At 69.1% G+C, this 20,393-nt stretch carries 21 protein-coding genes; 14 read left to right on the top strand and 7 right to left on the bottom strand.

The window, feature by feature from the left end; genetic code table 11:
- Nucleotides 1-55 precede the first annotated feature (55 nt).
- Nucleotides 56-877 carry a crotonase/enoyl-CoA hydratase family protein gene (locus ACFWFP_RS32405; protein ID WP_379301492.1) on the top strand — a complete coding sequence of 274 codons (822 nt, stop codon included), beginning with the start codon at nucleotides 56-58 and terminating at the stop codon, nucleotides 875-877.
- A complete protein-coding gene (locus ACFWFP_RS32400; protein ID WP_379301490.1) occupies nucleotides 877-2,244 on the top strand; it encodes a hypothetical protein in 1,368 nt (455 codons plus the stop codon). Before ACFWFP_RS32405 ends, ACFWFP_RS32400 begins: the two co-directional genes overlap by 1 nt.
- On the opposite strand, the gene ACFWFP_RS32395 is transcribed toward ACFWFP_RS32400, so the two are convergent.
- Nucleotides 2,245-2,934: a TetR/AcrR family transcriptional regulator gene (locus ACFWFP_RS32395; RefSeq protein WP_379301488.1), complete on the bottom strand. Its 690-nt coding sequence runs from the start codon at nucleotides 2,932-2,934 to the stop codon at nucleotides 2,245-2,247. It abuts the gene before it with no gap.
- Nucleotides 2,935-2,991: 57 nt separating this feature from the next.
- Here ACFWFP_RS32395 and ACFWFP_RS32390 point away from each other — a divergent pair, with 57 nt between their 5' ends.
- Nucleotides 2,992-3,666 (top strand): DUF4386 domain-containing protein, encoded by a 675-nt coding sequence (locus tag ACFWFP_RS32390; protein ID WP_379301486.1) that lies wholly within the window; start codon nucleotides 2,992-2,994, stop codon nucleotides 3,664-3,666.
- Here ACFWFP_RS32390 and ACFWFP_RS32385 read toward each other — a convergent pair.
- Nucleotides 3,615-4,310 (bottom strand): TetR/AcrR family transcriptional regulator C-terminal domain-containing protein, encoded by a 696-nt coding sequence (locus ACFWFP_RS32385; RefSeq protein ID WP_379301484.1) that lies wholly within the window; start codon nucleotides 4,308-4,310, stop codon nucleotides 3,615-3,617. The two genes, ACFWFP_RS32390 and ACFWFP_RS32385, sit on opposite strands and share 52 nt — an antisense overlap.
- Nucleotides 4,311-4,354: 44 nt before the next feature.
- Nucleotides 4,355-5,653, bottom strand: a complete 1,299-nt coding sequence (locus ACFWFP_RS32380) for an alpha/beta hydrolase (protein ID WP_379301482.1) — start codon at nucleotides 5,651-5,653, stop codon at nucleotides 4,355-4,357.
- 132 nt (nucleotides 5,654-5,785) lie between these two features.
- Between ACFWFP_RS32380 and ACFWFP_RS32375 the strand changes: the two genes are divergently transcribed.
- Nucleotides 5,786-7,888 carry a bifunctional lysylphosphatidylglycerol flippase/synthetase MprF gene (locus tag ACFWFP_RS32375; RefSeq protein ID WP_379301480.1) on the top strand — a complete coding sequence of 701 codons (2,103 nt, stop codon included), beginning with the start codon at nucleotides 5,786-5,788 and terminating at the stop codon, nucleotides 7,886-7,888.
- A gap of 18 nt (nucleotides 7,889-7,906) precedes the next feature.
- On the opposite strand, the gene ACFWFP_RS32370 is transcribed toward ACFWFP_RS32375, so the two are convergent.
- Entirely contained in the window at nucleotides 7,907-8,599 is a 693-nt protein-coding gene (locus tag ACFWFP_RS32370; protein ID WP_379301478.1) for a pyridoxamine 5'-phosphate oxidase family protein, read from the bottom strand.
- A gap of 79 nt (nucleotides 8,600-8,678) precedes the next feature.
- Between ACFWFP_RS32370 and ACFWFP_RS32365 the strand changes: the two genes are divergently transcribed.
- Genes ACFWFP_RS32365 through ACFWFP_RS32355 form a run of 3 tightly spaced genes read left to right on the top strand, consistent with a single transcriptional unit; the run spans nucleotide 8,679 to nucleotide 11,812 of the window.
- On the top strand, nucleotides 8,679-10,073 hold the full coding sequence (locus ACFWFP_RS32365; RefSeq protein ID WP_379301476.1) for a PLP-dependent aminotransferase family protein: 1,395 nt from the start codon (nucleotides 8,679-8,681) through the stop codon (nucleotides 10,071-10,073).
- A gap of 51 nt (nucleotides 10,074-10,124) precedes the next feature.
- Nucleotides 10,125-10,370, top strand: coding sequence for a DUF2630 family protein (locus tag ACFWFP_RS32360; RefSeq protein WP_379301474.1), 246 nt, complete (start codon nucleotides 10,125-10,127; stop codon nucleotides 10,368-10,370).
- Nucleotides 10,367-11,812, top strand: coding sequence for a dihydrolipoyl dehydrogenase family protein (locus ACFWFP_RS32355; RefSeq protein ID WP_379301472.1), 1,446 nt, complete (start codon nucleotides 10,367-10,369; stop codon nucleotides 11,810-11,812). The genes ACFWFP_RS32360 and ACFWFP_RS32355 overlap by 4 nt, the downstream gene beginning before the upstream one ends.
- Here the strand turns inward: ACFWFP_RS32355 and ACFWFP_RS32350 are convergent.
- Nucleotides 11,805-12,674, bottom strand: coding sequence for an Fpg/Nei family DNA glycosylase (locus tag ACFWFP_RS32350; protein WP_379301470.1), 870 nt, complete (start codon nucleotides 12,672-12,674; stop codon nucleotides 11,805-11,807). The two genes, ACFWFP_RS32355 and ACFWFP_RS32350, sit on opposite strands and share 8 nt — an antisense overlap.
- Nucleotides 12,675-12,692: 18 nt before the next feature.
- Nucleotides 12,693-13,451 carry a precorrin-6A synthase (deacetylating) gene (gene cobF / locus ACFWFP_RS32345; RefSeq protein WP_379301468.1) on the bottom strand — a complete coding sequence of 253 codons (759 nt, stop codon included), beginning with the start codon at nucleotides 13,449-13,451 and terminating at the stop codon, nucleotides 12,693-12,695.
- Nucleotides 13,452-13,509: 58 nt separating this feature from the next.
- Between cobF and ACFWFP_RS32340 the strand changes: the two genes are divergently transcribed.
- From ACFWFP_RS32340 to ACFWFP_RS32315, 6 genes are all read left to right on the top strand, one after another.
- Nucleotides 13,510-14,313 carry a thymidylate synthase gene (locus tag ACFWFP_RS32340; protein WP_379301466.1) on the top strand — a complete coding sequence of 268 codons (804 nt, stop codon included), beginning with the start codon at nucleotides 13,510-13,512 and terminating at the stop codon, nucleotides 14,311-14,313.
- Complete coding sequence (locus ACFWFP_RS32335) at nucleotides 14,310-14,795, top strand: dihydrofolate reductase (protein ID WP_379301464.1); 486 nt, start codon at nucleotides 14,310-14,312, stop codon at nucleotides 14,793-14,795. Before ACFWFP_RS32340 ends, ACFWFP_RS32335 begins: the two co-directional genes overlap by 4 nt.
- Nucleotides 14,796-14,899: 104 nt before the next feature.
- Nucleotides 14,900-15,226, top strand: coding sequence for a cupin domain-containing protein (locus ACFWFP_RS32330; RefSeq protein ID WP_379301462.1), 327 nt, complete (start codon nucleotides 14,900-14,902; stop codon nucleotides 15,224-15,226).
- A gap of 78 nt (nucleotides 15,227-15,304) precedes the next feature.
- Nucleotides 15,305-16,360, top strand: a complete 1,056-nt coding sequence (locus ACFWFP_RS32325; protein ID WP_379301460.1) for a Dyp-type peroxidase — start codon at nucleotides 15,305-15,307, stop codon at nucleotides 16,358-16,360.
- A complete protein-coding gene (locus ACFWFP_RS32320) occupies nucleotides 16,361-17,158 on the top strand; it encodes a family 1 encapsulin nanocompartment shell protein (protein ID WP_379301458.1) in 798 nt (265 codons plus the stop codon).
- 95 nt (nucleotides 17,159-17,253) lie between these two features.
- Nucleotides 17,254-17,781, top strand: a complete 528-nt coding sequence (locus ACFWFP_RS32315; protein ID WP_379301456.1) for a hypothetical protein — start codon at nucleotides 17,254-17,256, stop codon at nucleotides 17,779-17,781.
- On the opposite strand, the gene ACFWFP_RS32310 is transcribed toward ACFWFP_RS32315, so the two are convergent.
- Complete coding sequence (locus tag ACFWFP_RS32310; RefSeq protein WP_379301454.1) at nucleotides 17,782-18,462, bottom strand: TetR/AcrR family transcriptional regulator; 681 nt, start codon at nucleotides 18,460-18,462, stop codon at nucleotides 17,782-17,784.
- A gap of 217 nt (nucleotides 18,463-18,679) precedes the next feature.
- On the opposite strand from ACFWFP_RS32310, the gene ACFWFP_RS32305 reads away from it, so the two are divergent.
- Entirely contained in the window at nucleotides 18,680-20,215 is a 1,536-nt protein-coding gene (locus tag ACFWFP_RS32305; protein WP_379301452.1) for an amino acid permease, read from the top strand.
- Nucleotides 20,216-20,393 lie beyond the last annotated feature (178 nt).

Here is a 20,393-nt window from a genome sequence, read left to right as displayed (position 1 = left end):
GTGAACCACTAATTCACCTCTTCACACAAGGGCACCGTGGCCGTATGGTCGAAGAATGGAAACAGGTTCACCCGCCGAAACCAGCGGGCCCGCAGCGAGTGGGCCGGCGAGCACAGTGCGCGTCGACCGCACGGGGCCGGTCACGACCGTGATCCTGGATCGCCCGCACGCCCGCAACGCCGTGGACGGCCCGACCGCGCACGCGCTGGCGGAGGCGTTCCGCGCGTTCGACGCCGACCCCACCGCCTCGGTCGCCGTGCTGTGGGGCGAACACGGCACCTTCTGCTCCGGTGCCGACCTCAAGGCTCTCGGCACCGAGAACAGCAATCAGGCCGCCGAGGACGGTGACGGCCCGATGGGCCCGACCCGGCTGCGCCTGTCCAAGCCGGTGATCGCGGCGGTCTCCGGGTACGCCGTGGCGGGCGGGCTCGAACTCGCCCTGTGGTGCGATCTGCGAATCGCCGAGCAGGACGCTACTTTCGGCGTCTTCTGCCGCCGCTGGGGCGTCCCGCTGATCGACGGCGGCACCGTGCGCCTCCCGCGCATCGTCGGCGAAGGTCGCGCGCTCGACATGATCCTCACCGGCCGCCCGGTGAGCGCGCCCGAGGCACTACAGATGGGCCTGGTCACCCGGGTCGTGCCCACCGGCGACGCCCGCCGCGTCGCCGAGGATCTGGCCGCCCAGCTCGCCGCGCTGCCCCAAACCTGTCTGCGCACCGACCGCGCCGCCCTGTACGACCAGTACGGACACACCGAGGAGGAGGCGCTGCGCGTCGAATTCCGGCACGGCATGGCCGCCCTCACCGGCGGTGCGCTCGACGGGGCCGCCCGCTTCGCCGCGGGTGAGGGCAGGCACGGTAGCGCCGACCGCCGCTGATGGACCGTCTCACGGTCGTCGACGAGATCTTCCTGCGGACCCACCGCGGGATGGGCACCCCCATCGCGCTACAGGGTCTGTGGCGTACCCCTGATGCGATGGAACCCGCTCTGCTGCGAGCGATTCACGATCGCTTGCGCTCAGGCCGGCTCGGCCGCAGAGTGGTGAACCCACGGGTTCCCGGCGCTCGCCGTGCCTGGCACCCCAACACCACCGCCCACCCCCTCGATCTCCTCCCGAACCACACCGAGATCGCCGAGACCGACTGGCCGGCAACGCCGATCGCCCACGATTCCGGTCACTGTGCCGGCCCACTTCCCGCCCACGCGATCCTGGCCTGGGCCGACCGCCTCGGCACCGACCTGGACCCGGAGTTCGCGCCCGGCTGGCGCCTGTCCGCCGCTCGCCTCGAGGACGGCGGAACCGTTGTCGCCCTGACGTGTTCGCATGCCCTGGCCGACGCCCGTGGCCTGATCCACGCCGTCACCGTCGCCCTGCGATCCCTCGATCCGGCGCACGATGCGTCGAACGGCTTACTCCCTGTCTGCGAAACACGCTGCCGAACCACATCTTCGGAGTGGAAGGATGCGTCCTCCCAATGGGCCACCATCGTCGGCGGCACTGCCCGCGCGTTGTTTCGCAAGCTCCCCCGGCGTTCGGCACGACCGACCACGGACCACGTTGCGCGCGAACCGGGAGTCAGCAACGCCCCGCCCCTGAATCCCGGGTCGCCCGGCGACCGGCACCCGCACCCCCTCCTGTTGAGCTTCGATGCCACCCACTGGGACATCACCGCGAGCACCCTTGGCGGGACCCCGAACAGCCTGTTCATTCATGTGATCGCGAACATCCTGTGGCAGAACGGCTTCCCGAACCCGGTCATCACGGCGAGCCTGCCCGTCGACACACGCGACGAACCGCGAGTCGACAACGATCTCGCGATGACCGAGATCGCCATCCACCGCACCGACACTCCCGCGACGATTCGCGACAGGGCCAGGTCCGCCTATCAGCGCCGGATGTCCAGCCCCGCGGGCCTGCCCGAGGAGATCCTCCAGGTGATCCCCGACCGCTGGGCCTACACCCTCAGCAAGGGCGCGGGCGAGCGAGACATCCTGTGCTCCAACATCGGATCGCTGCCCGACGCGGTACGCAGAGTCGGCCCGCACGACTGCACCCGAGTGGCCGCCCGCGCGATCCACCCCGGCATCACCGACTTCCCCCGGACCCAGCTCGCGGGCTACCTCTCCCAGCTCCGCGACACCTACACGCTCGCCCTGGTGAGCCTCGCCGCCGACAACGACTCCCTGCCCGACGCCGTCGACAAGGCTTGCGCCGCAATCGGATTACACCCCGCGACCTGGTAGTCAGCCGGCGGCTATCCCCGTGAGCAGGGCACGCAGCCCCCACTCGAACTGATCCTCGGAGTTCCACGCCGCCATCGCGTCCACCTGCGCCGCGGAGCGTGGCCAGCGATCGGCATCGAGCAGGGCCAGCCCCTCGCGACGGTGCGCGACCCGCTCGGATTCCGGGGTGAGCGGCGGCTTTCCGTCGGTCTCGGCCACCGTGAGCGCGATCCCGCCCAGCACCTGCACGATCACCGCGTATACCCCGTGCGCCTGCCTCGCCTGCGGCAACCCGCCCCTGGCCAGGCATCCGAACATCGCTTCGCCGACATCGCTGGCGGCAGGCCCGTCCATCGGCCCCGACATCATCAACAGCGCGACCGCCGGATGCGCGAGCAGCTCGGCGCGCAGGCCGAGCGCGAACCGGACCACCGCGCCGGTCCACTCCACGCCGGGGTCGCGCAGGGGTTCGAGGGCAACCGCCGAGAGCACGCGTTCGATCACGGCGCGCTCCAGATCGGCCCGGCTCGCCACGTAGGTGTACACCGCGTTGGGGTTCACCCCGAGCTTGCCCGCCACCGCCCGGATCGACAGCGCCCCGGTCCCGCCCTCATCGAGGAGCTGCAGGGCGATATCGACCACCTGCTCTTCGGTGAACGAGCGCCGCGCCGGCCTCGCCGCGCCGCCACCTGTTGACTTCGCCTTCGACATGCGGTGGACTGTACCCCGTACAGCTACCTGTACCCCGTACAGCCAGAATGGATTCTCGTGCGAAACAAGCCATGGACCACCATCACGCTGCTGATCGGCGCCCCGATTCTGATGAACCTCGCCTTCGTCGGCCTCGGGACGACGTTCGACTACCCCGACGTCCTGCAATTGCCCGCCACCGAGGTCCTCGCCCGATTCCGGGCCGAGCAGACCACGATCGTCACTCTGTTCACCCTCTTGGCGGCCGCAGCCTGCGCTTTCATCCCGCTGTCCGTCCTGATCGGCCGCCTGGACGACTCCCCCACGATGCGCTGGGCGGTGCGAGCGGGCATCGCCGCCGCCCTCGTGCAAACGATCGGCCTGCTGCGCTGGCCGCTACTGGTCCCCACCCTGACCGACACGGACGCCTTCGAGCGACAGCACACCCTGCTCGGCACCCTCCTCGGCGAAACCGCCGGGTACACCCTCACCGCGATCTGGACCGCGCTGGTCATCGCGGCGCTGCGCACCCCGCGGTGGTTCGCCGTGCTCGGCTACACCAGCGCCGCGGCCATTGCGACCGGGGTCGTCATCCCGCTCGGGATCGAGCCCGCCGCGCTCGTCAACTTCCTCGGCTACGTGTGGTGGAGTGTGTGGCTGCTGGCCTTCGCGGCTCTGCTCGGCCGTGGCGCGATCGCGCGTCAGGTCGCCGTCATCCCGACGAGCAGCACGCGAAGTCCCCAGACGAACTGATCCACGGAGGTCCAGGCGGCGATCTCCTCCAGGTGCGCCGCGGTGCGCGGCCACCTGGCCGGATCCAGGTCGTGCAGCGCCGCGCGGCGCGTCGCGATCCGCTCGGATTCCCCTGGCAGCGGCGGCTTTCCGTCGGTTTCGGCCACATCGAGGGCGATCGAACCGAGCACGTACACCACCACCGCGTACACCCCGCGCGCACGGGTGGGCGCCGGTAGGCCGCCGCGGGCGAGGCAGACGAACAGTGACTCGGTCATCTCGCGCGCCACCGGCCCGTCGGCCGACGGACTGTCCATCGGCCCCGACATGATCAACTCCGCGACCGCCGGATGGGCGAAGAGCCGGCCGCGCATGCTCAGTGCGAACTGGATCACCGCCGCGGTCCACTCCACACCGTCGTCGGTGAGGGGACCGAGCGTCACCGACGACAGCACGTCTTCGATCACCGTGCGTTCGAGGCCGTCCAACCCGCCGACGCGGGCGCGCACCGCGTCCTCGTCGACCCCGAGCCGTCGCGCCACCGCCCCGACGGACAGGGCCCCCGCACCGTCCACATCCACGACGGCGAGTGCGGCGTCGACGATCCGCTGCTCGGTGAGCGAGCCGTCACCGCCGTCCGTACCTGGGGTTTTCGCCTCCGGCATGCGTCGCACTGTACCCCGCGAACCCGCACGGAATCCGTCGCCGATCAGGGTGTCAGGCCCAGCCGGGTGGCCAGCCACGGCAGCTGATCACGCAACGCGAACTCCCACACCGCGAAGCTGTGTCCGCCGGGCAGAATCCGCAGCCGCACATCCATCCCCGCGTCCTTCGCCGCCTGATACATCCGCTCCACCTGCGGCCGGTACATCTGGTCATCGGCACCGACCACGAACGCACCGGCGGAGTCCGGATACGCCCGCGTCCGCAGCAGATCGAGCGGATTGACCCGCAGCAGCGCCTCGGTATCCCCGCCGAACGCGGCGTCCACCGTGCGCTGACGGTCGCCAAGGGTCGGCTCGTCCTCACCGGACATGTCGAGGAAGGTGGGATAGACGGCGGGGTAGTTGGTGGCGAGTTGCAGTGCGCAGGTGCCGCCGTAGGAGAGTCCGCCCACCGCCCAGGAACGCGGGTCCGGGTCGATCTGCAAGGTCGCTCGCGTCCAGTTCGGCACGTCGACGGCCAGGTACGTGGCGACATTGCCGAGCTTCGAGTCCAGACACAGCGGGTTCGCCAGCTGGGAGCCGGTCCCATCGGCCACCACGACGACCGGCGCGAGCCCGTTGTGCGCGCGGGCGAACGAATCCATGGTCTCGGCCAGCTGCCCACCGACGAACCAGTCCTGCGGCGCGCCCGGCTCACCGGCTAGCAATACCAGTACCGGCAGCAGCGGCCGCGGATCCGCGAAATAGGCGGGCGGCAGATAGATCTGGGCATCGCGCGCGGTGAAACCGGACGCGGTCGGCGGCACCGTCGCGGTCAGTACTCGCCCGCCGTCGGGCAATCCGCCGGGCGCGGGCCAGGCCGGCTCGAGCGGACGCGCGCTGATCACCTGCTCGCGCCGGGTCAGCTCACCGGCATCGATCCGGTCGACCTGTTCGCCCCCGAACGCCGCACCCACCGTCGGATACCACGCGTACTCCAGGTTGATCCTGACTCCCACCGCCACCAGCACCGCCACGGCCGCGAGCACGGTCACCACGCCGGTCCACACGGTCCGGCGCACCAGGATTCGCGGCACCACCAACAGCACCGCGGCCACCGCGATCCCGATCAGCACGTAGACCGACACGGCGATCGGGTCGGGAAAGGGCCGCCACACCTCCTCGACGAACAGGTACAGCGCCACGGTCAGCACCACCGCGGACAGCACCACGATCGGCATGATCGTGGTGACATATCGCCGTACGCGAGGTAACAGCAACCAAACCGCACCCACGGCGCCGAGGACCGTCAACGCCACCGGAAGCCAGCCGGTGAGCAACGACAGATCGGTGATTCGCGTCATCTCTGACCTCCACAGATGTCACTTCGACAGCCCTGGCGCGCGCATCGCGGTCCTGGTACGGCCGCGATGACATACGGTACACAGACGACGTCACCGCGCCGGTGCGGCGCACTCGCAGCAAAGGGTGGTTCCATGAACGACAACGCGGCTGCCCCCGCATCGGCGCTCTCGCGCGGCGTCGCCCTGGCGCACACCATGATCCGCCGGATGCCGTTCACCCTCGGCTTCCTCGCAGTGGTCGCGATCCTCGGCGTCGCCTGTGGCGGCCTCTGGCGCAGGCTCGACCAGCGTTCCTGGTTTCCCGAGATCGCCTACGGCTGGCCCCCGCTCACCGAGGGCAAGTGGTGGACGCCGCTGTCCGGCTGGTTCTTCGGACTCACCCCCTTCCAATACTTCTGCATGGCAGTCGTTTTCGCGGCGGCGGTCGGCTGGACGGAATGGCGTCTGGGCACCGTGCGTACCGCACTGGTCTGCCTGTCGGGCCAGCTGATCGGCATCCTCGGCGCGTCGGTGACGGTCGGGCTGCTGGCCCACACCCATCTCGGTTGGGCGGACCGGCTTTCCGAGGTCCGCGACGTCGGATTCTCCACGGCCGCGTTCTCGGCGCTGGCCGCGGTCTCGGCGACCCTGCGTTCGCCGTGGCGGCTGCGGGTGCGCGCCGTGCTGACGGCGCACGTGGCGATCACGTTCCTGTTCGAATCGACCTTCGCCGACCTCATGCATCTCCTCGCGATCGCCGTCTGGCTGCCCGCGGGCGAAAAGTTGTTCAGCCGCACCGAACACGGCTTCTGGCCACGCACCCGGCGGGAGGTGCGCATGCTGGCCTTCATCGGGCTGCTGGTGATCGCGACGGCCTCGGTGGCGGTGTACTTCTTCCCCAGCGACAGCCTGCTCGGTCCCACCGAGAACGAACGCGGCTCGCTGTGGAGCACGATCCTGACCGTGGTGGTGATCACGGTGGTGGCCGGGCAGCTGCGTCGAGGCAGGCGCTGGGCGTGGTGGGGCACTCTGGCCTACGGCCTGGCGCATGTGGTGTTCACGCTGGTACTGCTCGGCGTGGCCATCGGCACCGACTTCGAGACCAGCGGCGCGGTGACCTTCGGAACCGGTCTGCTGTGGGCGGTCGAGGTGGCGCTGCTCTACAGCGGTCGCGGCGCCTTCCGGGTGCCCGTCCGGCGCAAGATCACCGACGGCGCGCTCACCGGCACCGATCCCGGACACGCGGTGCGCGCCCTGCTCGCCCGTTATGGCGGCAGCACCATGTCGTGGATGACGACCTGGCCGGAGAACAAATACTGGTTCGCCGCCGACGGTGAACGCTGCGTCGCCTATCAGCGCCACGCGGGCACCGTCATCGTGCTCACCGATCCGATCGGCCCCGCGGATCTCTTGCCCGCCACCATCGCCGGGTTCACCGATCGCTGCGAAGCCGACGGACTCGTGCCCTGCCTGTTCTCCACTACCGAGGCGGTCGCCGAGATCGCCGGCGAACTCGGCTGGCGCAGTGCGCAGATCGCCGAGGACACTATCGTCGACCTGCCGCAGCTCGAGTTCAAAGGCAAAGCGTGGCAGTACATCCGGTCCGCGATCAACAAGGCGAACAAGGAGGGCATCGAGTTCCGGCTCGTCGAGCTGGCCGATGAGCCGTTCGCGGTGATCGCCCAGGTGCGCGCCATCTCCGAGGAGTGGGTGGGCGAAAAGGGCCTGCCCGAAATGGGATTCACACTCGGCGGCGTGGAGGAGGCGCTCGACCCGGCCGTGCGGGTGGGGCTGGCCGTCGATGCCGAGGGCAGCGTGCACGGCGTCACCTCGTGGTTGCCCGTCTACGCCCCCGGCGACGAGATCCGCGGCTGGACCCTCGACGTGATGCGCAGGCGCCCCGACGGTTTCCGGCCGGTGGTGGAATTTCTCATCGCCTCGTCCTGTCAGGTGTTCAAAGAGGAAGGCGCCGAGATCGTTTCGCTCTCGGGCGCACCGCTGGCCCGTAGTGCGAGTACCGACGGCGCCGAGCCCATCGACCGTCTGCTCGAAGGGCTCGGCGCCGCGATGGAGCCGTACTACGGCTTCCGGTCACTGCACACGTTCAAGGCCAAGTTCCAGCCCCGCCACGAGCCGGTGTACCTGTGCTACCGCGACGAGGCGGACCTGCCCCGCATCGGCCTCGCCCTGACGAAGGCATACCTGCCCGAGGTCTCGGCCAAGGACCTGATGACTCTCGGGGCGTCCGGCAGATAGACGACGGCCGCGCGGATCTCAACGCACGGGCACCGCGATCGGCGTGACCCGCGCGATGACGTCGGCGGGCACCTCGATGCCGGGTTCGAGGTTGCCTGCCGGGACCGGCTCGCCCCACACCTGTCGCAGCGGCAGCACCCCCGCCCACACACCGCCGGTCACGATGTCGCCCTCGTCGTCGTTCGGCCCACCCGAACGCACCTTCACCGAGGCCTCGGTGAGGTCGAGCGCGAGCACCATCGTGGCCGCCATCTCCTTGCGGTTGGGCGGGCGTACCCGCTCCCAGGCTCCGGGCGCGGCGTGCTCGACGATCACCCGCAGCGCGTTGTCGCGCTCGGTCTCGTCGGTGACCAGCACCGCCCTGCCCCGGATCACCGCGGAGCGGTAGTTCATCGAGAAGTGCATGGCCGAGCGCGCGTACACCAGCCCGTCGACGTGGGTCACCGTCAGGGAGATGTCGGTGTCGATGGCGGCGCGCAGATTGCCCGCGCCGGTGGATCCGTGCAGGTAGAGGGTGTCGCCGACGCGACCGTAGATGGTGGGCAGCGCCACCGGCGATCCGCCGAGCAGCACGCCGAGGTGGCAGACCAGGCCCGCGTCGAGCACGGCGTCCAGCGCCGCGCGGTCGGTGGCGCCGCGTTCCTTGGAGCGCGTCAGCGTGGTGCGCGGGGTCGGCGACAGCGGGTTGCGGTGGAGGTCGTGCGTGCTCATAAGATGAGCTTCGCCGAAGAAGTGGACTGTGCGTAGGTCCAATTCAATAGAAATTCAACAGGCCAATTCGAGGTGGACGATGCTCGACGACCTTCCGATCCCGCTCGACCGCACCGCCCAGGAACCGCTGTCGGTGCAGGTGGCCGATGCCCTGCGCGCCGCGGCGACCGACCGGGTGCTGCGCATCGGCGACCGCCTGCCGTCCTCGCGCGCCCTGGCGCGGCGACTCGGGGTGAGCCGGGCCGTGGTGGCGGGCGCCTACGACCAGTTGCACGCGGAAGGCTGGCTGACCGGCAGACACGGCTCCGGCACCTACCTCAGCACCGCCCCCGCCACCGCGCCGGCGTCCACCGGCGCGGGCCACGGCGCCGATCCCGACGCGGGCCTGCTCGATCTGGGTCCGGGCGCACCGTGCGCCGAAGCGGTCGACTCCGCCGCGTGGCGGCGCGCGTGGCGGGCGGCAGGCGATCAAGCTCCCGAGGCCCGCAAGAACCGTGCGGGCGAACCGGACTTCCGGGCGGCGGTCGCCGATCACCTGCTGCGCCACCGGGGCCTGGCAGCCGGTGCCGGATCGGTGGTGCTGGCCACCGCCGGCACCAGCGCGGCGGTGGGCGAGCTCGCCACCGCGCTGCTTCGTCCCGGCGACACCGTCGCCATCGAGGATCCCGGCTACCTGCGCGCGGCGGGCGCGCTCCGCGCCGTCGGCATCGAGGTGCTGCCGGTGCCCGTCGACGCGGGCGGTTTGTGTGTGGATCGGATTCCGCCGGGTGTGCGCGCGGTGTATTGCACACCGGCACACCAGTTCCCGCTCGGTGCGATGATGCCGGCGTCGCGCCGGGTCGAGCTCATCGAATTCGCGAGAAGGACAGGCACTTTCATCATCGAGGACGACTACGACGGCGAATTGCGTTACGACACCGCGCCGTTGCCGCTGCTGGCGGCGATGGCACCTGATGTGGTGGTCCATCTCGGCACCACCAGCAAGATCATCGCCACCACCCTCGGCGTCGGCTGGCTCGTCGCCCGCCCCGGCATCACCGACGCGGTGCTCGCCCACCGCGCGCAGATCGGCAGTTCCCCGAGCCCCGCCGGGCAACGGATCCTCAGCGAGTTCGCCCGCCACGGCGACCTGTCGCGGCACCTGCGCCGCCTCCGCAGAGTCGTCCCGCCACGACGCGCCCTCGTCGTCGACGAACTCACCCGCCGCGGGCTCCCCGTCATCGGCGACGACGCCGGCTCGCACGTCGTCGTCGAGCTCCCCGGCCCCGCCGCCGAGCGCCACGCCGTCGACGCCGCCCGCGCCCGCGGCGTCCTGCTCGACGGTCTGGCCCGCCACCACCTCGGCGAACCACATCACTTCGGCGTCGCCATCGGCTACACCGCGCTGAACAGCGCCGACCTCGCCCGCGCCATGCCCATCGCGGCCGACTGCCTCGCCGAAGCGGCCCGCCCCGCCGGACCCGCGCGGTCGTAGCATGGACCAGGAACCGGCACGACCCCCTCCGACTATCGAAGTGGTGAGAGCATGACTGATCAGGACATTCTGGCGCGGATCAAACAGCTGGTCGACGACGAGCACTCTCTGCGAGCCAAGGCCACCGCGGGCCAGATCGACCCGGTAGCCGAACGCAAGCAGCTGGCCGAACTGGAAGTGATGCTCGATCAGGCATGGGATCTGTTGCGGCAGCGGCGCGCCCGCAGCGGCTCCGGCGAATCTCCCGAGGACACCGGGCTGCGTTCCCCCCGTGAGGTCGAGGGCTATCTGCAGTGACCGAGGTCGAGTACGACGTCATCGTCATCGGCGCGGGCCCGGCGGGTGAGAACGCCGCCGCCTACGCCATCGCGGGCAGCGACCGCACCGCCGCCCTCGTCGAGCGGGAACTGTTCGGCGGCGAATGCAGCTACTGGGCGTGTATTCCCAGCAAGGCACTGCTGCGCCCCGGCGCCGTACTCGGCCTCGGCGAGGCGATGCCGGGGGTGAGCGCGAGCGGCCCGCAGGTGGCCGACGTCCTCGCCCGCCGCGACGCCTTCGTGCACGACCACGACGACAGTTCCCAGGTCGAGTGGGCGAGGACGACCGGCATCCACCCCGTCCGCGGCGCGGGCCGGCTGGTCGGCGAACGACTCGTCGAGGTCGACACCGAGGACGGCGTGCAGCTCTTGCGCGCCCGGCACGCCGTGGTCCTGGCGACCGGCACCACCGCCACCATCCCGGACATTCCCGGCGTGCGCGAGGCGCTGCCGTGGACTTCCCGTGACACCACCAACCTGACCGTCGTCCCACGCCGGGTGGCCATCATCGGCGGCGGTGTCGTCGCCTGCGAAACGGCCACCTGGCTGGCCGAACTCGGCGCCGAGGAGGTGACTCTGCTGGTCCGGGGCGACCGCCTGCTGCCACGCAGCGAGTCGTTCGCTTCGGAGCTGGTGCTGCGGGGCTTGCGCGACACCGGCATCGTCGAGGTGCGGTTCCACACCGAACCGCTGCTGGTCTCGCGCCACGACCCCGAGGACACCGGCGTCGGCCGCCTCCACGGCGGTCCGGTGACCCTGGTGCTCGGCGACGGCGAACTCGAGGTCGACGAACTCGTCGTCGCCACCGGCCGCACCCCCGCCACCGCGAATCTCGGCCTCGACGCGGTGGGGCTGCCCGCCGGCTATATCGAGGTCGACGATCAGCTGACCGCACGCGAAGTGCCGGGCGACTGGCTCTACGCCGTCGGCGATGTGAATCATCGTGTGGCGCTGACACATATGGGCAAGTACCAGGCCAGGGTGTGCGGCGACGTGATCGCCGCCCGCGCGGCGGGCAAGCCACTGGACGGCTCGCGGTTCGCCGCGAGCGCCGACCACCAGCAGGTGCCCCAAGTCGTCTACACCGCACCGGAACTGGCCTCCGTGGGCCTCACCGAACACCAGGCGCGCACCGCCGGACACGCGGTGGACACGGTCGAGCTCGATATCGCCGTCGCGGGCTCCGCGCTCTCGCGTGACGACTTCCACGGCCGCGCGAAACTCGTGATCGATACCGCCGCCGACCGTATTCTCGGTGCCACCTTCGTCGGCCCCGAGATGGGCGAGCAGTTGCACGCGGCCACCATCGCGGTGGTGGGACGGGTGCCCATGGAGACCCTGTGGAACGCGGTGCCCGCCTTCCCGTCCGTCAGCGAATTCTGGCTCCGGCTGCTGGAAGCCTGGCGCGAGAAGACTATTTGAGCAGCCGCGACATCCGCCGATCGGCGAGCACCTTGCCGCCGGTCTGGCAGGTGGCGCAGTACTGGAAGGACCGCTCCGCGTAGGACACCTCACGCACGGTGTCACCGCACACCGGGCACGCCTGCCCGGTTCTGGCGTGTACCCGCATGCCCGAACGCTTTTCGCCCTTCAACCGGGCCGCGTCCTGTCCCACCGAACGATCGACCGCGTCGAGCAGCACCGTGCGCATCGCGATGTACAACCGCGAAACCTTTTCCGCCGACATCGTTCTGGTGTTCGCGAACGGGGAGATCTGCGCGGTGTGCAGGATCTCGTCGGAATAGGCGTTGCCGATTCCGGCGATCAGAGTCTGGTCCACGATCGCGGTCTTGATCCGCTGCGACGTGCTTTTCAGCAGCGCGGCGAATTCGTCCTCGGTCAGTCCGAGCGCGTCGGGTCCGAGCCGCGCGATCCCCGGCACCATCGCCGGATCCTCGACGACATACACCGCCAGCCGTTTCTTCGTCCCCGCCTCGGTCAGGTCGATCGCGGGCGTGGCGCCCTCCGGCGTGAAGAAATGCACGCGCAGCGCCAGCGGGCTCTTTCCGCCCGGCTTGGGCGGCAACGGATTCGGCTCATCGACCCAGCGCAACCATCCACCGCGCGACAAATGCGTGATCAACCACAGTCCGCCACAATCCATTCCGAGGAATTTCCCCCACCGCCCCGCACCGGTGACATCGCGGCCGGACAGTGCGGTGACCGGCGGATCGAAGGTCTTCACCGCGCTCAGGGCCGCCACGTCCACGCGGCCGACCACAGCGCCGACGGCATGATCCCGAAGGAACTGCGCCAACGCCTCTATTTCCGGCAGTTCGGGCACGATTGCCAGTTTAGCTATTCATCGTGCGTCGGCGCGGGATCCGTCGCGGAGCAAATAGACATCCATGATCCAGCCCTTTTCCGCGCGCAGTTCCGCGCGGCAGGTCACGATGCGGTTCTCGACTTCGCGCAGATTTCCTTCGATCAGGACTTCGTCGGGCATGCCGAGATAGGCGCCCCACCAGATGTGGATATCGTCGCCACGAACCTCGGTGAACGAGCATTCACCGTCGAGCATCACCACGGTCGAACCGGGTCCGAGCCCTTCCTCGCGCAGTCTGCGCCCGGTCGTGACGTGGACGGGCTCGCCGATCCGGTGCAGCACCATGCGGTGCCGGGCGGCCAGCGCGGCGATGCTGGTGACGCCGGGGATCACCTCGTAGCCGAAGTCGGCCCGCCCACGCGCCAGCACGTGCTCGACCATGCGCAGGGTGCTGTCGTAGAGCGCCGGATCCCCCCACACGAGGATCGCGCCGATGCCGTCCACCTCGTCGAACGCGGCTTCGAGGAGCTCGGAGCGGCGTTCGTGCCAATCCACGACCACACCGGCGTAGTCAGCGGGGGTGCGCTCACGCGGCGGATCGGCGATCTCGATGATCCGATGCGGCGTGTCCACGTGTTCGGCCAGGATCGTGGTGCGCACGTCGACGAGCTCCTGTTTCTCGGCGCCCTTGCCGATCACGAAGAACGCCTCGGCCTTCCGCATGGCCTTGATCGCCTGCACCGTCACCTGGTCGGGGTCGCCGGCGCCGATGCCGATCACGTAGAGCTTGCGCATAGCCGAAGAGCTTGCCAGGTGCCGATCCGTTGGGCCGACCCCCGTAGAATCGCCAGACGTGGCCACCCCTGATACGCAGTACGAGGATCTGCTCCGGCACGTTCTGGAGCGAGGCACGCCAAAGGCCGATCGCACCGGCACCGGAACCCGCAGCATCTTCGGTCACCAGCTGCGCTACGACCTGGCTGGGTCCTTCCCGCTGATCACCACCAAGCGGGTCCATATGAAGTCCATCGCCTACGAACTGCTGTGGTTCCTGCGCGGCGACTCCAATGTCTCCTGGCTGCGCGAACACGGCGTGACCATCTGGGACGAGTGGGCCGACGCCAAGGGTGAACTCGGCCCCGTCTACGGCGTGCAGTGGCGCTCGTGGCCCACCCCCGACGGCACCCACATCGACCAGATCGCCCAGGTGCTGCACACCCTGCGCACCGACCCCGACTCGCGCCGGATGATCGTCTCGGCCTGGAACGTGGCCGACCTGGACAAGATGGCGCTGGCCCCCTGCCACGCCTTCTTCCAGTTCTATGTCGCCGACGGCAAACTGTCCTGCCAGCTGTACCAGCGCAGCGCTGACCTGTTCCTCGGTGTGCCGTTCAATATCGCCAGCTACGCCCTGCTCACGCTGATGGTCGCCCAGCAGACCGAGCTCGAGCCGGGCGAGTTCATCTGGACCGGCGGCGACGTGCACATCTACGACAATCACACCGACCAGGTCCGCGAGCAGCTCACCCGCGAGCCCTACCCGTTCCCGACGCTGCACCTGCGGCCGGCGACGAGCCTGTTCGACTACGCCTACGAGGACATCGAGCTGTCCGGCTACCAGCATCACCCCGGCATCAAGGCGCCGGTGGCGGTGTGAAGCGGATCGGCCTGATCTGGGCGCAGGCGAACGACCGGGTGATCGGTGTCGACAACACCATTCCGTGGCGGGTGCCCGAGGACATGGCGAATTTTCGCGACACCACCATGGGGCACCCGGTGATCATGGGCAGACGGACGTGGGATTCGCTGCCCGCGAGCTTTCGCCCGCTGTCGGGTCGCCGCAACATCGTGGTCACCCGCCAACCGGATTGGGCGGCCGACGGGGCGGAACGCGCCGCATCCGTGCCCGACGCGCTGACGATGACCGGCGAGTCCGACACCTGGGTGGCGGGCGGCGGCGAGATCTACCGCGCGGCGCTACCGTCGGCGACGACGCTGCTGGTCACCGAGGTCGACACCACCGTGGCGGGCGACGCCTTCGCCCCGGTCATCGGCCCGGAATGGCATGCCGACGACGCCCCGTGGCTGATCTCGAAAACCGGTCTGCGCTACCGCATTCGCCACTACACCCGCGGCTGACAACACACGGCTAACGGTCGCGGCAAAACGCCCGAACGCGTGGGCGCCGTCGGGCATACTCCTGGCAAGACCTGCCCGCGAGATGCCTGCGAAAGGCCCGATCCATGGACAAGAAATCGCTGACCGCCGTGGCCCGTCAACAGCTCAAGCTGGCGGCCACGTCGACGAGCGGCCGGAGTTCGCAAACCCTCATCGGCGGCCACACCCACGCGCTGCGGCAGACGGTCGTCGCACTCGCCGGGGGACAGAGCCTGGCCGAACACGACAATGCGGGAGACGCCACCATCCAGGTGCTCTCCGGCACGCTGGTGCTGATCGCGGGCACCGACGAGTGGAAGGGGTCGGCGGGCGATCTGCTCGTGGTGCCGCGCGCCCGCCACAGTGTCAAAGCTGTCGACGACGTCACATTTTTGCTGACCGTCGCGAAATAGCAGGTCGATCGTCCGAAAATGCCTGACACCTCGAGGCGTTGATCGGACCTGTCGGTGCGGAGCCGTACTGTGGACGCCATGGGTGAGCCACAGCCGATCCTCGATCCACTCACGCCGTCCGCGATCTTCCTTGTCGCCACCATCGACCCCGGTGGCGAATCCGCGGTCCGCGACCTCCTGGCAGACATCTCCGGATTGCGCCGTTCGATCGGTTTCCGGGTGCCCGGTGAAGGATTGACCTGTGTCACCTCGATCGGCTCTGCGGCCTGGGACCGGCTCTTCGCCGGCCCGAAACCCGCTGAGCTGCACGAGTTCCCGGGTTACAACGGCCCGATCCACAGCGCACCGGCCACCCCCGGCGACCTGTTCTTCCACATCAGGGGCGAAACCCAGGGCCCGTGCTTCGAACTCGCCATGGTGATCGGTGCCCGCCTCCAAGGCGCGGCGACCATCGTCGACGAGACAGTCGGCTTCCGCTATTTCGAACAGCGCGACCTGCTCGGCTTCGTCGACGGCACCGAGAACCCGGAAGGTCGAGGCGCGGCGGCGGCGGCGCTGATCGGCGACGAGGACCCCGAGTTCACCGGCGGTAGCTACGTGATCGTGCAGAAGTACACCCACCCGCTCGACCAGTGGAACGCGCTGTCGATCGAGGAACAGGAGCGGGTGATCGGGCGGACCAAGCTCGCCGACTACGAACTGCCCGACGACGTGAAACCCGCCGACTCGCACGTCGCGGTGAACACCATCACCGACCCCGACGGCACCGAACGCCAGATCGTGCGCGCCAACATGCCGTTCGGCACCATCGGCACCGGCGAGTTCGGCACCTACTACGTGGGCTACGCCGCCACCCCGAGCGTCACCGAACTCATGCTCGAGCGGATGTTCCTCGGGACCGGCGAGGCGGCCTACGACCGCATCCTCGACTTCTCCTTCGCCGTCACCGGCACCCTCTTCTTCACTCCCACCGTGGATTTCCTCGATGACCTGCCCGACGCACCCGACACGGCAGGCACCGAGATCGAGCCGGCGACCCTGCCGGAAATCGACCCCGTCGAACGCGCGAACGAGGCGGCGGCAGCTCGCCCTGACGGCTCCCTCGCAATCGGCACGATGAAAAGGAGTATCTGAATGAACAACCTGCATCGCGAACTGGCGCCGATCACCGACGAAGCCTGGTCGCAGATCGAGGAGGAGGCGACCCGCACGTTCAAGCGCAATATCGCGGGCCGCCGGGTCGTCGATGTGTCGGGACCGCACGGTTTCGACTTCTCGGCCCGCAACCTCGGCCGGGTCACCCCGATCGATTCGCCCGACGACGGCGTGCAGGCCCGTCAGCGCGTGATCCAACCGGTGATCGAGCTGCGGGTGCCGTTCACCCTGCAGCGCGCCGAACTCGACGACATCGCGCGTGGAGCCGACGACGCCGATTTCGACAACCTCAAGGACGCCGCGCAGAAGATCGCCTTCGCCGAAGACCGTGCGATCTTCGAGAGCTACGCTGCGGCGGCCATCACCGGTATCCGCGAGGCCTCCTCGAACCCCCCCGTCGCGCTGCCGAGCAACGTCGTCGACATTCCCGATGCCATCTCGCACGCCCTCACCGGCCTGCGTCTGGCCGGCGTCCAGGGTCCGTACTCGGTGGTGCTCAGCGCCGAGCTGTACACCCAGGTCAGCGAGACCTCCGATCACGGTCACCCGATCCGGACTCACATCGAGCGGCTGATCGACGGCGAGATCATCTGGGCGCCTGCCATTTCCGGCGGTTTCGCGCTCACCACCCGCGGCGGCGACTTCGAACTCGCGCTCGGTCAGGACCTGTCGATCGGCTACCTCAGTCACGACGCCGAGACCGTGCAGCTGTACTTCCAGGAGACCTTCACCTTCCTCGTCGACACCTCGGAGGCGGCGGTGTCGCTCGGCTCGTGAACCCGCGGCGGTGCGCACCGCTAGGGTGAGCCACGAATCGTGATTCGCCGATCGGCGCGAGCATCGGGCCCGGCGAGCTGGAGAGGGAGGTCCGCATGTCGGTCGTGCGTGCCGGTGTGGTGTCCACCAGGCGGAGCCTGTTCTATTGCTTGATCGGAGTCCTGGTCACCACGGGCGTCGTCGGGTTGTTCCTGGCGATGTTCGGGGTGAACCGGGTGATCACCGGGCTGCTGGTCGGGGCGGTCGGCGGGTTCGCGGCGGGTATCGCGCTGTTTGTCCGTGACGTCATCGAGCTGCACGAGCACGCGATCTACGCGCGGACCCCGTTCCGCTCGTCGACCGTGCCGTGGGACCGTGTCGTCGCGGGCCGCTTCACCCTCGACGAGCACGCCCGCTGGGCACTGGCACTCGACCTGAACGGCGAGTCGGCCGATGAACTGGTGCTGCTGTCCATCCCACCGGTGATCCGCCCCGTCACCGGCGCCTACGACATGCGCAAGCGCGAACAGGTGAGCGAGATCCGGGAAATGCTGCGCGCCAAGCGAATCCCGATCACCGTGCTGCCCGAGATCGCGGGCGCGCTCAACCAGTACTGGCAGATCGCCCCGCCGACCGCCCGCTGATCACGCGGGCGGACGGCCGCCGGTCTCCCCGAGTCGTCGCAGCAAGGCCTCGGCCGCGGCGCGCACTGCGCCGATATCGCCGCGATGTCCGACGATCCGCACCACCCCGTCCGGGATGACGCACTCGGCGTCGGCGCCCGCGGCGCCCTCGTCGTACCTGATCGCGATCACCGTCTCCACCAGCCGGAACGGCAGGATCCTCGAGTCGTCGGATTCCCCCGCAGCCGTGGACGCCGCGGCCGCCAGACGCTCGTAGTGCCCGCGCAGTTCGTCACGTCGGCGCCGGAACGCGACAAAGCGTTCCGTGCGCAACTCGGGCAACAGGTACAGCGCGCCCAGGTTCCAGCGCGCCGTGCGCAATTGGCGTACGTCGAACAGGGCCAGTGCGTACAGCTGGGTCACCGCGTTGTCGGGCTCGGTCATCATCCGCTGGGCCAATTCGACCGGGCCCGCGACTGTTTCGGCCAGCAGCGCGTCGAGGATGTCGTCCTTGGCGGCGAAGTGGTGATACAGCGAAGCCTGGCGGATACCGACCGCGTCGGCCACTGCCCGCGTCGAGGTGTTGGCATACCCCTTGGTGGTGAAGAGCTCCGCCGCCGCGTCGAGGATCTCCGCGCGCGGCGTAGTTCCCTGCCTGCGCCGCTGTTCCAGCCGGGGACGCCCGGGACCGAGATTCGCCACACCGGAGATTCTGTCATCGGGCCACGACCTGCATCGCAGCGGGCAGCTCACCGGCGCGAACGCTCGAAGGTCGAATTTCTGTCATTTGACAGAAACTCAGGCAACGCAGAAGTTACCGCGGGGCGCTCAGTCGATACACGCACGACACCGTTCGAGCGATCGCGCGCGCAAAACTATCGACTGATAGATATTGGCCGCACCGCCGAAGGACACCGACATGGCCACGACACTCGAATCCCCCTCCGTTCCACCTGAACTCGGCCGCGACAGCGCGGATCTGGCAGCTTTCGGATATCAACCGGTCCTGCACCGCAAACTGGGGCGCTACGCGTCCTTCGCGGCAGGTTTCTCGTTCGTCTCCATCCTCACCACGATCTTCCAGTTCTTCGGCTTCGGCTATTCGTTCGGCGGCGCCGCCTTCTTCTGGACCTGGCCGCTGGTGTTCGCGGGCCAGTTCCTGGTCGCGCTGAACTTCGCCGAGCTCGCCGCCCGCTACCCGATCTCCGGCTGTATCTATCAGTGGTCACGTCGGCTGGCAGGTGGGCTGATCGGCTGGTTCGCCGGCTGGATGATGGTGATCGCGCAGGTCGTGACCGCCGCCGCGGCCGCCATCGCGCTCCAGGTGGTGCTGCCCTCGATCTGGAGCGGATTCCAGCTCATCGGCACCGACACCGCGCTCACCTCCCGCGACGGCGCGATGAACGCCGTGCTGCTCGGCAGCGTGTTGCTCATCGTCACCACTACCATCAATGTGATCGGCATCGACCTGATGTCGAAGATCAATTCGATCGGTGTCACCGTCGAGATCGTCGGCGTGCTGGCGATCATCGCGCTGTTCTTCGCCAACACCGAGCGCGGCCCCGATGTGGTGTTCCAGACCGACCAGGCCTCCCCCGGCCCGTACTGGGCGGCGTTCCTGGTCTCCGGCCTGATGGCCGCCTACGTGATGGTCGGATTCGATTCCGCCGGTGAGCTTTCCGAAGAGACCAAGAACCCGCGCAAGGTCGCGCCCCGCACCATCCTGCTCGCCCTGGCCGTATCGGCGCTGGGCGGCGGTCTGATGCTGCTCGGCGCGCTGATGGCGGCACCGAGCCTGTCCGACGGCGAATTGTCCACCGGTGGGCTGGCTTACGTCATCACCTCGAAACTGAACAGCCCCGCGGGATCGGTACTGCTCGGTTGCGTCGCGGTCGCGGTGATCGTCTGCACCCTCGCGATCCAGACCGCGGGCTCACGCCTGATGTTCTCGATGGCCCGCGACGGCAAACTGCCCTTCGCCAAGGCCCTTTCGACCGTGCACCCCCGCTTCGGCACCCCCGTGTGGCCCGCCGTCGCGATCGGTGCCCTCGGCATCGGCCTGCTGGTACTGAACCTCGGCAACCCCGCCATCTTCGCCACCCTCGCCAGCGTCTGCATCGTCAGCCTGTACCTGGCCTACCTGCTGGTCACCGTGCCGCTGCTGCTGCGTCGCATTCAGGGCTTGCCCGCCCCCGACGACAAAACCCTGTTCCACCTCGGCCGCTGGGGCATCCCGATCAACGCCCTCGCCGTCGTCTGGGGCATCGCCATGGTCATCAACCTGGCCTGGCCCCGCCCCGAGGTCTACACCCCCGCCGGCGGCAGCTGGTGGCAACTCTGGGCAGGCCCCCTGTCAGTGGCCGTAATCCTCACCGCCGGCGCCATCGTCTACCGCGCCGTAGTAGCACCCAAGACCCCCACTCCCCTCACCGAACCCGCCCCCGCCACACCCTGATCCGCCACAACCAGCCAGCCCGCCCCTCCAACAACCACACCGCTCACACCCAGCCCGTCCCCTCCTCCACAACCCACCGCGGGCACCCAGCCTGTCCCCGACTTCAACAACCCACCACGCGCACACCCAGCCAGTCCCCGACTCCACCCACACCCAGCCTGTCCCCGACTTCAACAAC

It is taken from the genome of Nocardia sp. NPDC060249 (genome assembly GCF_042728755.1).
In the GTDB taxonomy this organism is placed as follows: domain Bacteria; phylum Actinomycetota; class Actinomycetes; order Mycobacteriales; family Mycobacteriaceae; genus Nocardia.
The sequence above is the reverse complement of the archived record's forward strand: the minus strand, read 5'-3'. Positions and strand labels throughout refer to the sequence as shown.

Bases quoted from the DNA above. Each gene is read 5' to 3' on its own strand.
- cobF (WP_379301468.1), bottom strand. From the start codon at position 13,451: ATGCGCAAGCTCTACGTGATCGGCATCGGCGCCGGCGACCCCGACCAG.
- ACFWFP_RS32330 (WP_379301462.1), top strand. From the start codon at position 14,900: ATGGACAAGAAATCGCTGACCGCCGTGGCCCGTCAACAGCTCAAGCTG.
- ACFWFP_RS32385 (WP_379301484.1), bottom strand. From the start codon at position 4,310: ATGCCGGAGGCGAAAACCCCAGGTACGGACGGCGGTGACGGCTCGCTC.
- ACFWFP_RS32375 (WP_379301480.1), top strand. From the start codon at position 5,786: ATGAACGACAACGCGGCTGCCCCCGCATCGGCGCTCTCGCGCGGCGTC.
- ACFWFP_RS32370 (WP_379301478.1), bottom strand. From the start codon at position 8,599: ATGAGCACGCACGACCTCCACCGCAACCCGCTGTCGCCGACCCCGCGC.
- ACFWFP_RS32380 (WP_379301482.1), bottom strand. From the start codon at position 5,653: ATGACGCGAATCACCGATCTGTCGTTGCTCACCGGCTGGCTTCCGGTG.
- ACFWFP_RS32365 (WP_379301476.1), top strand. From the start codon at position 8,679: ATGCTCGACGACCTTCCGATCCCGCTCGACCGCACCGCCCAGGAACCG.
- ACFWFP_RS32305 (WP_379301452.1), top strand. From the start codon at position 18,680: ATGGCCACGACACTCGAATCCCCCTCCGTTCCACCTGAACTCGGCCGC.
- ACFWFP_RS32405 (WP_379301492.1), top strand. From the start codon at position 56: ATGGAAACAGGTTCACCCGCCGAAACCAGCGGGCCCGCAGCGAGTGGG.
- ACFWFP_RS32320 (WP_379301458.1), top strand. From the start codon at position 16,361: ATGAACAACCTGCATCGCGAACTGGCGCCGATCACCGACGAAGCCTGG.
- ACFWFP_RS32315 (WP_379301456.1), top strand. From the start codon at position 17,254: ATGTCGGTCGTGCGTGCCGGTGTGGTGTCCACCAGGCGGAGCCTGTTC.
- ACFWFP_RS32395 (WP_379301488.1), bottom strand. From the start codon at position 2,934: ATGTCGAAGGCGAAGTCAACAGGTGGCGGCGCGGCGAGGCCGGCGCGG.
- ACFWFP_RS32325 (WP_379301460.1), top strand. From the start codon at position 15,305: ATGGGTGAGCCACAGCCGATCCTCGATCCACTCACGCCGTCCGCGATC.
- ACFWFP_RS32400 (WP_379301490.1), top strand. From the start codon at position 877: ATGGACCGTCTCACGGTCGTCGACGAGATCTTCCTGCGGACCCACCGC.
- ACFWFP_RS32360 (WP_379301474.1), top strand. From the start codon at position 10,125: ATGACTGATCAGGACATTCTGGCGCGGATCAAACAGCTGGTCGACGAC.